The following is a 12,815-nucleotide window of genomic DNA, read 5'->3' as shown; positions in this document are numbered from 1 at the left end:
CGGCACTACCCGACGTCAGCCGCACCCAAGGTGGCGTACAGCCGGCTGGGCGTTTCGATGCCCGGCAACTGGATCACCCCGCGCTCCTGCATGCCCAGGCCCAGCAGGATCTTCCCGGACACCACGTTGTCCAGATCGGTGATGCCGTACAGATCCTGCAGGCCCAGCTCAGCGCGCGCATGCGCGAACACCGCCCGCGCCGCCTCACCGGCATAACCCTGCCCGGCGAATTCAGACAGCACCGCGTAGCCGATGTCCGGCCCCGGCAGGCCATCGCGGCGCACCAGCCCGGCATTGCCCAGCCACGCCCCATCGGACAACCGCTCGATGGCATACATGCCGAACCCATTCAACGCATAGCTGTGCAGCACCCGCAGCGCGATGTACTCACGCGCCTGTTCTTCACTGCGCACGTTGCGGTCACCGATGAAGCGCACGAAGCCCGGATCATTCAACAGCGCCAGCATCTGCGCCGCATCGCGATCAGGTTCAATCGCACGCAGGCGCAGGCGTTCACTTTCAATTGGATGCACGCGCAGACCTCCAGCCGAAACCCCGATTCTGCCTCAACCCCCGGCTGTTGCTTTTGATTTTCTTTTTTCTTTTCCGTGGCTGGCGCGCACGGAACCTGTCAGAGGCCGGGCGGGTGGGCTGGGCGGGACCGTCCGCGGCATGGGCCCGAGGCATGCCTCGGGCGGGTTGGGCAGGACGCCCAACCCCGGTCTTGCCGTGTGCGCAGGACAGCGCACACGAGCAAGCCGCGGCCGAGCCCCCATGGACGGGTTTACGGCGTGTCCCGACCAGCCCACCCGCCCGGCCCACCACGAATGCGCTGCGAACGGCGGCAGCCACGAGGGGCTGCGCCGTTCGCCGGTCAATCGAACAGCGCCTCGATCGCCGCCAACCCCGCACTCGCCCGTTCCTTCTTGCGCACCGCATCGGCCACCGGATCAGCACCATCGCGCTGGATCTCCTCCGCCGGAATCTCCTCGAAGAACCGGCTCGGCTTCAACCGCACGTGCTCACCGAACTTGCGGGTCAGCTTGCTGTAACTCATCCACAACTGGATCTTGGCGCGGGTGATGCCCACGTACAGCAGGCGCCGCTCTTCCTGCAGGTTGCCCTCGTCCAGGCTGACCTGGTGCGGCAGCACGCCATCCTCGCAGCCGACGATGAACACGTACGGGAATTCCAGGCCCTTGGAAGCATGCATGGTCATCATGCGCACCTGGTTGCCGCCCTCGTCCTTGTCGCTGCGCGACAGCAGCGCCAGCTGGCCGGCCAGGTCGGCGGCAGTGGCACCGCGCGGGCCCCCCTCGAACCACTGCGCCAGTTCCTCGATGTTGTTGGCACGGCGCTGGTAACTCGCCTCTTCCTTGGCCTGCTGGCGCAGTTCGCTGAGCAGGCCGGATTCCTTGGCGACCTTGCGGATCATGTCGCCGGAAGTGACCTGCCGGGTCTGTGCGCGCAGGTCACGCAGGATGTCGGTGAAGCGCGCCAGGCTGTTGGCCGCGCGCGGGGGCAGTTGCTGCAGGGCACCGATCGCCTCGGCAGCCTGCGCCATCGGCATGTCCTTCTCCTGCGCCAGCTCGGCCAGCTTGGCCAGCGTGCCAGCACCGACGTCGCGCTTGGGTGACTGCACCGCACGCATGAACGCGGTGTCGTCGTCCGGGTTCACCAGCAGGCGCAGCCAGGCCAGCGTGTCCTTCACTTCCTGGCGTTCCAGGAACATGGTGCCGCCGGTCAGGTGGTAGGGAATGCGCAGCAGCTGCATCGCCTTTTCCAGCGGACGCGACTGGAAGTTGCCGCGGAACAGGATGCAGAAATCACTCCACGGCACATTGCGCGACTGCGCCACGAAGGCGATCTCGGCGGCAACCTTTTCCGCCTCATGTTCGCTGTTGCGGCATTCCCACACGCGGATGCGTTCGCCGTCGGCCTGGTCGCTCCACAGCTTCTTCAGGTGCTCGTGCGGATTGTTGGCGATCAGCGCATTGGCCGCGCGCAGCACGCGGTTGGAGCAGCGGTAGTTCTGCTCCAGCTTGATGATCTCCAGCTTGGGATAGTCGCGCCCCATCTGCTGCAGGTTTTCCGGATTGGCGCCGCGCCAGGCATAGATCGACTGGTCATCGTCACCCACGCAGGTGAAGTTGCCCTTGTCACCGGCCAGCTGCTTGAGCAGCCGGTACTGCGCGTCGTTGGTGTCCTGGCATTCGTCCACCAGCAGGTAGCCGATGCGCTCGCGCCAGGCCAGCGCGATCTCCGGATTTTCTTCCAGGATCTGCACCGGCAGACGGATCAGGTCATCGAAGTCGACCGCATTGAACGCGGTCAGGCGCAGCTGGTAGCGCTCGTAGACGCTGGCCGCTTCCTTCTCGCGATTGCTGCGCGCGGCGGCCATCGCCTGTTCGGGCGACAGGCCGGCGTTCTTCGCGCGCGACACCAGGTTCTTCATATCCTCGATGTCATCAGGCTTGGCCCCGTACATCAGGTCCTTGATCTGCGCAGCGGCATCGTCGGCATCGAAGATCGAGAAGCCGCGCTTCAGGCCAACGGCCGCGTGCTCGATCTGCAGGAACTTCAGGCCCAGCGCATGGAAGGTGCAGATGGTCACCTCGTCGGCGTCCTGCTCGCGCAGGCGCTTGGCCACGCGCTCGCGCATTTCCTTGGCCGACTTGTTGGTGAAGGTGATCGCCGCGATGCGGCGCGCCGGATAGCGGCCGCAGCCGATCAGGTGGGCGATCTTTTCCACGATCACACGCGTCTTGCCGCTGCCCGCGCCGGCGAGCACCAGCAATGGACCTTCGATGTGCAGGACGGCGGCGGCTTGGGGGGGATTGAGACCGTGCATGGGATGGGGATTGTAGCGGGGCCGGGTGACGACCACAGCGGGCCGCCGGTGGGGTTGCTGAACGGCTTCGGCGAAGCGGGGCTGCGGCGTACAATCCGTCGATGGCCAAGCTCTACTTCTACTATTCGGCGATGAACGCCGGCAAGACCACCACCCTGCTGCAGAGCGCCCACAACTACCGCGAGCGCGGCATGCGGGTGGCGATCCTGACCCCGCGCCTGGACGATCGTGCCGGCGCCGGCGTGGTCGCCTCGCGGATCGGCCTGCGTGCGGACGGCATGGCCTTCGACCGCGATACCGACCTGCAGCGCTGGGTCGAGCAGGATCTGGCAGCCAACGGCCCGATGGGCTGCGTGCTGGTGGACGAGGCGCAGTTCCTGACCCGCGCCCAGGTCTGGCAGCTCAGCGAAGTGGTCGACCAGCTGCGCATTCCGGTGCTGTGCTACGGCCTGCGCACCGACTTCCGCGGCGAGCTGTTCGAAGGCAGCCAGTACCTGCTGGCCTGGGCCGATGAGATGCAGGAGATCAAGACCATCTGCCACAGCGGCAAGAAGGCGACGATGACGGTGCGTGTGGACGAGCATGGCCACGCGGTGCAGGACGGCCCGCAGGTGGAGATCGGCGGCAACGACCGCTACGTGTCGGTCAGCCGCGCCGAGTTCAAGAAGATCACCCGCGGCGAAGGGCGGATCGATCCGGCGCAGGCGCCGCTGCCGCTGTAGCAGGCGTGCCGGTGCGCCATGACCTCCAGCGGTTTACAAGCACGCGCTGTCGCGCCTAGGCTGCGGCTCCCCTGCTGCCGAACTGGACGTCCGACATGCGCTCTGCCCTCCTGCTGCTGCCGCTGCTGTTGCTGCCCCTGCTGGCCACCGCGGCCGAGCGCCCGTCAGGTGAAGACGATGCGGCGGTAATCGGCGCCGGTTTCATGGACAGCCACCCGGACATGATGTACCGGCAATGGGGCGTCAACGCGCTGCGTCGCAACGATGTCAACGGCGCGATGGACAACTTCCGGCTGGCCGCGCGGTATGCGGACAAGCCTGCCCAGGGCTACCTCGGCGAGATGTACTGGTACGGGGTAGAGCAGCCGCGCAATCCGGTCATGGCCTATGCCTGGATGGAGGTGGCGGCCGAGCGTGGCTATCCGTTGTTCGTCGAGCTGCGCAACGAGTACTGGGCCACGCTGCCGCTGGAGCAGCATGATGCGGCGCGTGCGCAGGCAAGCGCGCTGCGCGCCGAGTATGGTGACGAAGTCGCGCGCCCACGCATGGCCGAAGTGCTCAGAAAGGGGCGCCGCGAGATGACCGGCAGCCGCGTCGGCTCGATGTCCAACAACGTCGACATCGTGTACATGGACGGCGGAATCTCCCGCACCATCAAGGCCGATCGCCTCTACGACCCGAAGTACTGGGACCCGAAGCAGTACGAACGCTGGCAGGACGAAACCTGGATGAAGATCCGCCGGGGCACGGTGGAAGTGGGTGTGCCGACCCAGTCGCACGCCACCGACAGCAAGCCTTGAAACAACGGTGCCGGCGTGTGGCCGGCACCGGGCCGCATCCATTCAGTACAGCGTGCGCTCCGGCGCACCTGCCGGCGGCGGGGTGTACTGGTACAGCCAGGTCTCGGTGAGGGTCTTGCCGCCACTGCGCAGGAACAGGCGGATGTCGATCTGCTCGGTGCTGCCTTCCGGCGGCACCAGGTCGAACATCGCGCGGTAGCCGTTGATCTCGCGCAGCGGGCGCGCCGACACGATCTCGACCCGGCCACGGCTGGCTTCCACCACGGCCTCGACCTCACCCTTGTCGATCAGCCTGGCCAGTTCGCCGCCTTCGAAGTCCACCGCGAAGCGCCAGCTGAAATACTCGCGCTTCTTGCCGACCACGCCGCCCAGGCCGGTGCGGCTGGCCACGCAGTGCGCCAGCGGCGGCCGTGCCGGCGGCTCGGCGCCCCAGTACAGGCGGTAGCCGACCAGCAGCTCCTGGCCCGGCTGCGGCTTTTCCTTCGGGTTCCAGAACGCCACGATGTTGTCGAAGGTCTCGTCCACGGTGGGAATCTCCACCAGCTGCACCGAGCCCTCGCCCCATTCGCCCTTCGGCTCCACCCACAGGCAGGGGCGCTTCTCGTAGAACACGCCGTCGTCCTGGTAGTGGTCGAAGTTGCGGTCGCGCTGCAGCAGGCCGAAACCACGCGGGTTGCGGTCGACGAACATGTTGAAGCGCAGGTTGCGCGGATTCAGCAGCGGTCGCCAGATCCATTCGCCGGCACCGGTCCACAGCGAAAGGCCGTCGGTGTCGTGGATCTCCGGGCGCCAGTCCCATGCCATGCGGCGGTCGTTCTCGCCCACCTGGTACATGCTGGTGCACGGGGCGATGCCCAGCCGCTCGATCGCCTTGCGCGGGTACAGCGCGCTGTCGATATCCATCAGCAGCACGTCGCCGTTGGTGATGGCGAAGCGGTACGCACCGGCCACGCTGGGCGAATCCAGCAGGCCGTAGACCACGATCGTCTCCGAATCGGCCGACGGCTGCTCCAGGTAGTAGGCGATGAAGTCCGGGAATTCCTCCGGCTTGCCCATGCCGGTGTCGATCGCCAGGCCGCGCGCGGACTGGCCGTACTGGCCTTCCTTGCCGACCGCGCGGAAGTAGCTGGCGCCGAGGAAGGCCGCGAAGTCGCGGTCGGTGTCCTTGCGGGTGTTCAGGCGGAAGCCGGCGAAGCCCAGATCGGCCGGCAGCTCGCCGTCCTTGATGCCGCTCTTGCCGTAGTTGAACGCCGCGCCGTCATAGGCCAGCTCCTGCGCCTTGCCGTCGACCACGTCGAACATGCGCACCGGCGAGTGGAAGTACAGGCCCAGGTGGAAGAACTTGGCCTGGAACTTGCCAGGCTGGTCAGCCCACAGCGCATGGTCCTGGCGGTAGCCGATCGACTGGTACTGGTCCCAGTCCAGGCCTTCCAGGCGGCCCGGCAGCACCCGCTTGTGGCTCTTGTAGGGTGCCTGTGCCAGCGCGCGCGCCTGGCCCTTCAGGGTGGCGAAGTCGAACGGCTGCGGCTGGCCGAGGCGGCGCAGGCCCATCTGGCCGCTCTTGCTGGCCGCGCACGCGGGCAGGGACGGCAGGCCGAATGCAGCCAGGGCGAGGGAGGCATTGCGGATGAAGTCGCGTCGTTGCATGCAGGCGCGTCAGGCACAGAGGGAAGGTCGGCCATCATAGGCAGACAAACGTTAACGGGCAGCGGAGACGTGCCCTGCCCGTTCAGCTGCCGCTGGCCGCCCGGCTCAGCGCTGGCAATGGCTGCACCAGACGCTGGCGCGCTGGCCGATGGTGGCGTGCTTCAGCGCGCGACCACAGTTCGGGCAGGGCAGCCCGTCGCGGCCGTACACCAGCAGTTCCTGTTCGAAATAGCCCGGTGCGCCGTCAGGGCTGATGAAATCGCGCAGCGTGGTGCCGCCACGGGTGATGGCGTAGCCGAGGATTTCCTTCACCGCGTCGGCCAGCCGCTGATAGCGCCCGCGCGAGATCTTGCCGGCCTCGCGCAGTGGACTGATGCCGGCCTTGAACAGGCTCTCGGCGGCGTAGATGTTGCCCACGCCCACCACCACCGCCTGGTCCATCAGGAAGGTCTTCACCGGCGCGCTGCGGCCACGGCTGCGGGCGAACAGGTAGTTGCCGTCGAACGCGTCGTCCAGCGGCTCCGGGCCCAGCCCCTGCAACAGCGGGTGGATGTCGCCGGCCGGCTGCCAGAGCAGGCTGCCGAAACGGCGCGGGTCGTTGAAGCGCAGCAGGCGGCCGTTGTCCAGGCTGATGTCGACGTGGTCGTGGGCGCGTACCGGCGTATCACCGGGCAGCACACGCAGGCTGCCGGACATGCCCAGGTGCAGCACCGCGCTGCCGATGGCGGTATCCAGCAGCAGGTACTTGGCGCGCCGGCGGATCTCCTCGATGCGCTGCCCCGGCAGCAGCTCGGCCACTTCCGGCGGAATCGGCCAGCGCAGGTCGGCGCGGCGCAGGATCACGCCATGCACGCGGCGGCCCTGCAGGTGCGGCGCCAGGCCGCGGCGGGTGGTTTCGACTTCGGGCAGTTCAGGCATGAACCGATTCTACGCCCGCTCAGCGTGGCGGTGCCGCCAGTTCACGGGCATCCAGGACGCCATCACCGTTGGCATCCTGCTTGTGGAAACGCTGCACGATCACCTGCCGCTGCTGCTCGCGGCTGATCGCCCTGCCCTTGCCGCCGGGCAGCTCGTCTGCGCTCAGCACGCCATCGCCATTGCGGTCCATGCGGTCGAAGGCATACAGCATCCACTGCACGTATTCGGATTCACTCACCCGGCCGTCGCCATCGCTGTCCATCCGCTGCAGGTAGCTGGTGGTGTCGGTGACCTGGGCCAGCGCCGCGCCCGGCAGCAGCATCGCCAACGCAAGCCCATACCCAGCCCTCACGCGCCCACCAGGCTGTAGCCCTTCAACCGTGCGGCATAGGCCTGCAGCGCGGCGATCCCGCTTTCCTCGGCCTCACGGCACCACGCCTGCAACTGATGCAGGCGCTCGGCGGCATCGTGGCCGCGGGCCTCGAGCAGCGCCGCCAGCCGCGCGCGGTACTCGACCAGGGTGCGGATGCGCGGGCGCTGTGCCACCCATTCGCTGAGCTGGGCACGACTGTCCGGCTTCAGCCAGCGGCCATCGTTGACCAGGCCACGGCGCAGCCGGCGTGGCAGCAGGCGGCGCAGCTTGGCCCCGGCCTGCACGGCTTCCTCGCGCAGGGCCGGCATGAACACATTGCGCTGGTAATCGGTCATCGCCTGGAAGCGGTGCGACAGCAGCGCCTTCAGGGTTTCGGCATCGGGCACGGCGATGTTCGGGCGCACGTCCATGGCCGGCGCCACCCGCAGCACCTTGGCCAGGCGCAGCGCCTGCAGCAGGCGGATCGCACTCCAGCCGATATCGAACTCCCAGCGCCGCATCGCGAAGCGCGCCGAACTGGGGAAGGCATGATGGTTGTTGTGCAGCTCCTCGCCACCGATCCAGAACCCCCACGGCGTGAGATTGGTGGAGGTGTCGGCGGACTCGTAGTTGCGGTAGCCCCACCAGTGCCCCAGGCCATTGACCACGCCCGCGGCCCAGAACGGGATCCATGCCATCTGGATCGCCCACAGGGCCACGCCCGGCAGGCCAAACAACACGGTATTGATCGCGAACAGCAGCACCGGCCCCAACGTGGCATGCGGGGTATACAGGCGGCGCTCGATCGCATCATCCGGGGTGCCGCGCCCGTACTGCTCGATGTCCGCGCGCATGCCACGCGCTTCGCGGTACAGCTCCACGCCGTGCCAGAACACCTTGCCGATGCCACGGGTGACCGGGCTGTGCGGGTCGTCCTCGGTTTCCACCTTGGCGTGGTGCTTGCGGTGGATGGCCACCCACTCGCGGGTAATCATCGAGGTGGTCAGCCACAGCCAGAAGCGGAACACATGGGCCAGCGCCGGGTGGAAATCGACCCCGCGATGAGCCTGGCTGCGGTGCAGGTACAAGGTCACCGAGAAGATGGTGATCTGGGTAAAGACCAGCAGCACCGCCAGCATGGCCCACCAGCCCAGGCCGAGCACACCACCGGTCAACAGGGACATCAGGGCATCTGGCATGACGGCTCTCCGGGTCGACGCGGGGATGGCAGACATCATGGGCGCTTGCGTTGCAAACTGCATCCCTGCGGCGATGCTCTGCATCGCCATCCGAGGCACCGTTCACAGTTGGGGACCTGAGTTGTCGAGCCTTGATCCACGCGCCAGCGCCATGACCGCCGCCCCGCCCCTGGCGGAGCAGCCCCCCTTGATCGAACTGGACCGCGCCACCGTGGTACGCGGCCAGGTGAAGGTGCTGCACGGGCTCAGCCTGCGCATCGCGCAGGGCCAGCACACCGCCCTGCTCGGCCCCAACGGCTGCGGCAAGTCCACCTTCATCAAGCTGATCACCCGCGAGCTGTACCCGCTGGCCCAGGGCGACGGCGCGGTGGCGGTGAAGGTGCTGGGCCAGAACCGCTGGCAGGTGGACCGGCTGCGCTCGCAGCTGGGCATCGTCACCGGCGACCTCAGCAGCAACCTGGCCGACATGCCGGGGCTGACCGTGGAACAGGCGGTGCTGTCCGGCTTCTTCGCCAGCTACGTGGTACCGGCCTTCCGCGAGGTGACCGCCGACATGCGTGCACGCGTCGGCGAGACACTGGCGATGACCGGCGCGCTGTCGCTGCGTGAACGCGCCTACGCCGAGCTGTCGGCCGGCGAGACCCGCCGCGTGCTGATCGCCCGCGCGCTGGTCAACCGGCCGCAGGCACTGCTGCTGGATGAGCCCTCCACCGGCTTGGACCTGGTCGCCCGCGAGCAGCTGGTGGCGACCATGCGGGTGTTGGCACAGCAGGGCATCACCCTGGTGCTGGTGACCCATCACATCGAAGAGATCATTCCCGAGATCGAGCGGGTGGTGCTGCTGCGCGACGGCCGCGTACTGGCCGATGGCACCCGCGCCGAGCTGCTGCGCAACGAACCGCTGTCGGCGGTGTTCGGCGGCGCGATCACGGTGGTCGAGCAGGAAGGCCGACTGACCGCGTACGCGGGATAGACAGATGCATCGCTCTCCGTAACCGTCTGTAGAGTCGAGCCATGTTCGACTGCCGTTCGCCGCGAGCAGAAGCAGCCGAGCATGGCTCGGCTCTACAGAAGGCGGGGCAGCGGGCCGGATTCTCCGGCCCGCCACCGCTTCGCTCAGAACCGCAATGCCAGCGCGCGCGACTCGATCGGTGCCATCCGGCTCTGGTCCTGCAGCTGCAGGTCGCGCAGCTCATACGGCGCACCGAATCCGGCCGGCAACGCCGCCTGGTCGAACGGCAGCACCAGCTGGCCTGCGCCCGGGCCATCGAACCACGCGGCCGCATGTGCCTGTGCGACCGGCTTCAACTGGCCATCGCGGGCGGTGGCATACAGCGTGCCCCGCGCCTCATAGCGGCCGGCCGCGGCCACCTGCAGCGGCAGTGCCACCTGACGACTGGCCGGGTCCGGCGCGGCCTGTCCACTGAAGCGGGCAGTCGGCCGTGCCACCGCAAAGGCGACCTTGCCATCGCGCAGCACACCGTCGGCCTGGGCGAACACCTGCAATTCCCATAGACCCTGCACGCTGCCGACATCGGCGGGGATCCGCACCTGCGCGCGCAGGCTGCCATCGGTGGTGCGCAGCAACCGCTGCGGCCAGCTGCGGCCATCCGGCGCGACCAGCAGGGCTTCTCCGCCGAGGCCGCCACGGCGCGATGCCAGCTGCGCGGTGGTGGCGCCGTCTTCCAGCAGGCGTGCCTGCAGCTGCACGTTGCCACCGGCCAGCACCTGCGCCTGGTTGGCCTGCACTTCCAGCCGCAGCGGACTGTTCGGCTCCAGCACCTGTACCACGTAGCGGCCCTGGGCCTGCGCGCTCTGCAGCGTGTAGGCACCGACGGCACTGGTCGCGCCGGTACGCAGCATACTGCTGCCATCGCTGACCGGCATGCCGGCGTCCTGCAGCGCGCGCGCATCAACACTGCGCGCCACGCTGCTGCGGCCGGCCGGGTCGCGCACCTGTAGCGTGTTGGCCGGCAGCGCGCGGGCACCTGCGGTCGGGCTCAGCTGGATCACCGCATCCGGCGCCGTCAGTGGCAGGTCCAGGCCTCGCTGCAGCTGCGTGCCATCAACCTGCTGCCAGTAGCTGCGGCTGACCGATGCATACGGCGTAGCCGCCTGCAGCGGTTGTGCGGGGTCCAGCGCCCAGGCAAAGGCCAGTGGCGCGTGTTCGCTCTCATCGGCGGGAAGCGGCGCGGCTACCAGGGCGGCAGGCACCTGATCGCCCGCACGGGCGGCCTGCAGCGGCTGCGCGGCCTGCGCTACGGAAAGGGACAGCACTGCCAGGGTGGCGCCGGCCAGCAGGGTGGATTGAATCGTCATGGTCGTCTCCCTCACTGGGTCAGGTCGTTGCGCAGCAGGGTGCCGAGGCCGAAGCACTCGCGGCGGCTCTGGTTGTGGCTGAGTGGTTCCGCGCCTTGGGTGCGCGCCTTGTCGGTGAACCAGGTGGTGCCGGCGGCCTTCTGGCTGCTGCACTCCAGGAAGCCATCGGAGCAGGACGACAGCCAGTTCTGGGTGAACTCCAGGCCGACGTTGGCGGCATAGCCACCGCAGTAACTGTTGCTGTCCCACACCGCCGATTCCACATCGCTGCCCACCACCGCGCGGAACGGTTTGGGCAGCGCCGGGCGGCCAGCGGTGCCGTAGAGGTTCTGCGCGTTGTAGGTGGCCATGCTCGCCACCTGCTGCTGGCGCACGGCGTCGTTCTTGTAGCCCAGCAACCAGCCCAGCGAGGTTTCAAAGGTGTTGCCGTTGAGCACCGCATCGGCCAACGGCGTGCCGGCCGAAGACGGTGCCAGCGCGTTGACCTTGCGCACCGTGCGGATGATCTTCGGATAGCGGCTGTCATAGGTCGGGTTGGACAGGATCCAGCGCATCACGTTGCCGCCGTTGGAGTGGGTGATCACCACCAGCTGGGTGATGCCACGGCTGTCGATGAAGCCGGTCAGCTGATTGGCCAGACAGCCGGCCGCTTCCGGCTTCCACATGTACTGGGTGAAGTCACAGTTGATGACGACGTAGTTGCTGCTGTTCGGCAGGCCCTGGCGCACGGTGTCGATGATCGCCGGCTGCCAGTACTCCTGGGTGGCGTTGGTCTGTGCGCCGGTGCCATGCACGAAGGCCACGCCGACCACGTCGGCCGCCTGAGCCGGCGCGGCTGCCAGCCCGAGGAGCAGGGCCAGGACGGTACTTCCTGTTGCGGTGCTGCGCATCGCTTCTCTCCCTCTGTCAACGGATCCCCCCGACCCGGCTGGAACTGGACGGCCCCTGGTGCTTGCCGTTGTGCCGATGCTCGCGGCGCGGCCGCGTGAAAGTCCGTGCGCTGCGCCCGGATTCAGGAGACTGACGTCACTCGATGACGCTTTTCATATCACCGGGATGACCATGCCGGGTCTGGCCGTATGACCGATGGCCACTGCGGTGTCGTATACGGGCTGCGATCATGGCGCGATGTTTTTCCTCCGGAGCCTGTCCATGTCGCTGATTTCCCACCCTGCCCGCCCGCTGCTCGGCCTTGCCGTCATCGCGGCCCTGGCCGGTTGTGCCGCCACCGCCGCCAAGCCGACCGCCGTCGAAGCCAACATCACTACCAAGGCGGTGGGCTATCTGGACAAGAGCGCGGTACCGGCCAGCCTCGACCTGGTGCCGGCACCGCCGGTGGCCGGTTCGGCCGCCCTCGCCCTCGACGAACAGGTCAGCCGTGAAGCCCGCGCGCTGCGTGGCAGCCCGCGCTTCGCCCAGGCCGGTGTCGATGCCGAACTCGGCTTCCCAGAAGGCGCCAACCACTTCTCCTGCGCCGCCGACATCGACGTCGATGCGGTGAAGACCCCGGCGCTGTACCGCCTGCTGGAGCGCAGCCGGATCGACGCCAGCGCCGCCACCAAGGCCGCCAAGAACCACTACCAGCGCCCGCGCCCGTTCATGGTCAACGGTGAACCGACCTGCTCGCCGAAGGACGAAGAAGGCCTGCGCAAGAACGGCTCATACCCGTCTGGCCACACCTCGATCGGCTGGGCCTGGGCCCTGATCCTGTCGGAGATCGCACCGGATCGCGCCGATGCCATCCAGGCGCGCGGCCGCAACTACGGCGAGAGCCGCCTGGTCTGCAACGTGCACTGGCAGAGCGACATCCTCGAAGGCCGCTTCATGGGCGCCGCCGCCGTGGCCCGCCTGCATGACAACGCCGCGTTCAACAAGGACCTGCTGGCCGCACGCAAGGAGATCGCTGCCGCGCGCAAGGCCGGCCTGCACTCCAGCCGCGACTGCGCGGCCGAGGAAGCGGTGCTGAAGGTGCGCCCGCAGAGCGCGCTGTAAGCGCCTGGCGGTTCA

The 12,815-nt window shown here is 68.0% G+C and carries 12 protein-coding genes; 4 read left to right on the top strand and 8 right to left on the bottom strand.

Features of this window, described 5'->3' with window-relative positions; translation table 11 throughout:
* Window positions 1-5 precede the first annotated feature (5 nt).
* Together ACZK45_RS00235 and ACZK45_RS00230 are read right to left on the bottom strand one after the other, a co-directional pair.
* Window positions 6-533: a GNAT family N-acetyltransferase gene (locus tag ACZK45_RS00235; RefSeq protein WP_125892999.1), complete on the bottom strand. Its 528-nt coding sequence runs from the start codon at window positions 531-533 to the stop codon at window positions 6-8.
* Window positions 534-874: 341 nt separating this feature from the next.
* Complete coding sequence (locus tag ACZK45_RS00230) at window positions 875-2,851, bottom strand: UvrD-helicase domain-containing protein (RefSeq protein ID WP_032128682.1); 1,977 nt, start codon at window positions 2,849-2,851, stop codon at window positions 875-877.
* 101 nt (window positions 2,852-2,952) lie between these two features.
* Between ACZK45_RS00230 and ACZK45_RS00225 the strand changes: the two genes are divergently transcribed.
* Window positions 2,953-3,573 carry a thymidine kinase gene (locus ACZK45_RS00225; protein WP_008264720.1) on the top strand — a complete coding sequence of 207 codons (621 nt, stop codon included), beginning with the start codon at window positions 2,953-2,955 and terminating at the stop codon, window positions 3,571-3,573.
* 95 nt (window positions 3,574-3,668) lie between these two features.
* Window positions 3,669-4,373, top strand: coding sequence for an SEL1-like repeat protein (locus ACZK45_RS00220; RefSeq protein ID WP_032128680.1), 705 nt, complete (start codon window positions 3,669-3,671; stop codon window positions 4,371-4,373).
* Window positions 4,374-4,415: 42 nt separating this feature from the next.
* Here the strand turns inward: ACZK45_RS00220 and ACZK45_RS00215 are convergent, their stop codons facing one another.
* From ACZK45_RS00215 to ACZK45_RS00200, 4 genes are all read right to left on the bottom strand, one after another.
* Window positions 4,416-6,020: an OpgD/OpgG family glucan biosynthesis protein gene (locus ACZK45_RS00215; protein WP_012509627.1), complete on the bottom strand. Its 1,605-nt coding sequence runs from the start codon at window positions 6,018-6,020 to the stop codon at window positions 4,416-4,418.
* A 105-nt stretch (window positions 6,021-6,125) separates the two neighbouring features.
* Window positions 6,126-6,938 (bottom strand): bifunctional DNA-formamidopyrimidine glycosylase/DNA-(apurinic or apyrimidinic site) lyase, encoded by an 813-nt coding sequence (gene mutM, locus ACZK45_RS00210; protein ID WP_478445266.1) that lies wholly within the window; start codon window positions 6,936-6,938, stop codon window positions 6,126-6,128.
* 19 nt (window positions 6,939-6,957) lie between these two features.
* A complete protein-coding gene (locus ACZK45_RS00205; protein ID WP_049462410.1) occupies window positions 6,958-7,290 on the bottom strand; it encodes an EF-hand domain-containing protein in 333 nt (110 codons plus the stop codon).
* Window positions 7,287-8,489 carry a DesA family fatty acid desaturase gene (locus ACZK45_RS00200; RefSeq protein ID WP_032128677.1) on the bottom strand — a complete coding sequence of 401 codons (1,203 nt, stop codon included), beginning with the start codon at window positions 8,487-8,489 and terminating at the stop codon, window positions 7,287-7,289. The genes ACZK45_RS00205 and ACZK45_RS00200 overlap by 4 nt, the downstream gene beginning before the upstream one ends.
* 151 nt (window positions 8,490-8,640) lie before the next feature.
* Between ACZK45_RS00200 and ACZK45_RS00195 the strand changes: the two genes are divergently transcribed.
* Entirely contained in the window at window positions 8,641-9,462 is an 822-nt protein-coding gene (locus tag ACZK45_RS00195) for an ABC transporter ATP-binding protein (protein ID WP_032128676.1), read from the top strand.
* Window positions 9,463-9,605: 143 nt separating this feature from the next.
* On the opposite strand, the gene ACZK45_RS00190 is transcribed toward ACZK45_RS00195, so the two are convergent.
* Together ACZK45_RS00190 and ACZK45_RS00185 are read right to left on the bottom strand one after the other, a co-directional pair.
* On the bottom strand, window positions 9,606-10,808 hold the full coding sequence (locus tag ACZK45_RS00190; protein ID WP_478445265.1) for a DUF4785 domain-containing protein: 1,203 nt from the start codon (window positions 10,806-10,808) through the stop codon (window positions 9,606-9,608).
* Between the two features lie 11 nt (window positions 10,809-10,819).
* Entirely contained in the window at window positions 10,820-11,698 is an 879-nt protein-coding gene (locus ACZK45_RS00185; RefSeq protein ID WP_478445264.1) for a hypothetical protein, read from the bottom strand.
* A 262-nt stretch (window positions 11,699-11,960) separates the two neighbouring features.
* On the opposite strand from ACZK45_RS00185, the gene ACZK45_RS00180 reads away from it, so the two are divergent.
* Entirely contained in the window at window positions 11,961-12,800 is an 840-nt protein-coding gene (locus tag ACZK45_RS00180) for an acid phosphatase (protein ID WP_049399001.1), read from the top strand.
* Window positions 12,801-12,815: the final 15 nt, after the last annotated feature.

It is taken from the genome of Stenotrophomonas sp. 63632_Sma, from assembly GCF_056482875.1.
Note: the sequence above shows the minus strand (reverse complement) of the source record. Positions and strands in the feature narration are given on the sequence as shown.

Bases quoted from the DNA above. Each gene is read 5' to 3' on its own strand.
- ACZK45_RS00230 (WP_032128682.1), bottom strand. From the start codon at position 2,851: ATGCACGGTCTCAATCCCCCCCAAGCCGCCGCCGTCCTGCACATCGAA.
- ACZK45_RS00225 (WP_008264720.1), top strand. From the start codon at position 2,953: ATGGCCAAGCTCTACTTCTACTATTCGGCGATGAACGCCGGCAAGACC.
- ACZK45_RS00220 (WP_032128680.1), top strand. From the start codon at position 3,669: ATGCGCTCTGCCCTCCTGCTGCTGCCGCTGCTGTTGCTGCCCCTGCTG.
- ACZK45_RS00215 (WP_012509627.1), bottom strand. From the start codon at position 6,020: ATGCAACGACGCGACTTCATCCGCAATGCCTCCCTCGCCCTGGCTGCA.
- mutM (WP_478445266.1), bottom strand. From the start codon at position 6,938: ATGCCTGAACTGCCCGAAGTCGAAACCACCCGCCGCGGCCTGGCGCCG.
- ACZK45_RS00200 (WP_032128677.1), bottom strand. From the start codon at position 8,489: ATGCCAGATGCCCTGATGTCCCTGTTGACCGGTGGTGTGCTCGGCCTG.
- ACZK45_RS00195 (WP_032128676.1), top strand. From the start codon at position 8,641: ATGACCGCCGCCCCGCCCCTGGCGGAGCAGCCCCCCTTGATCGAACTG.
- ACZK45_RS00190 (WP_478445265.1), bottom strand. From the start codon at position 10,808: ATGACGATTCAATCCACCCTGCTGGCCGGCGCCACCCTGGCAGTGCTG.
- ACZK45_RS00185 (WP_478445264.1), bottom strand. From the start codon at position 11,698: ATGCGCAGCACCGCAACAGGAAGTACCGTCCTGGCCCTGCTCCTCGGG.
- ACZK45_RS00180 (WP_049399001.1), top strand. From the start codon at position 11,961: ATGTCGCTGATTTCCCACCCTGCCCGCCCGCTGCTCGGCCTTGCCGTC.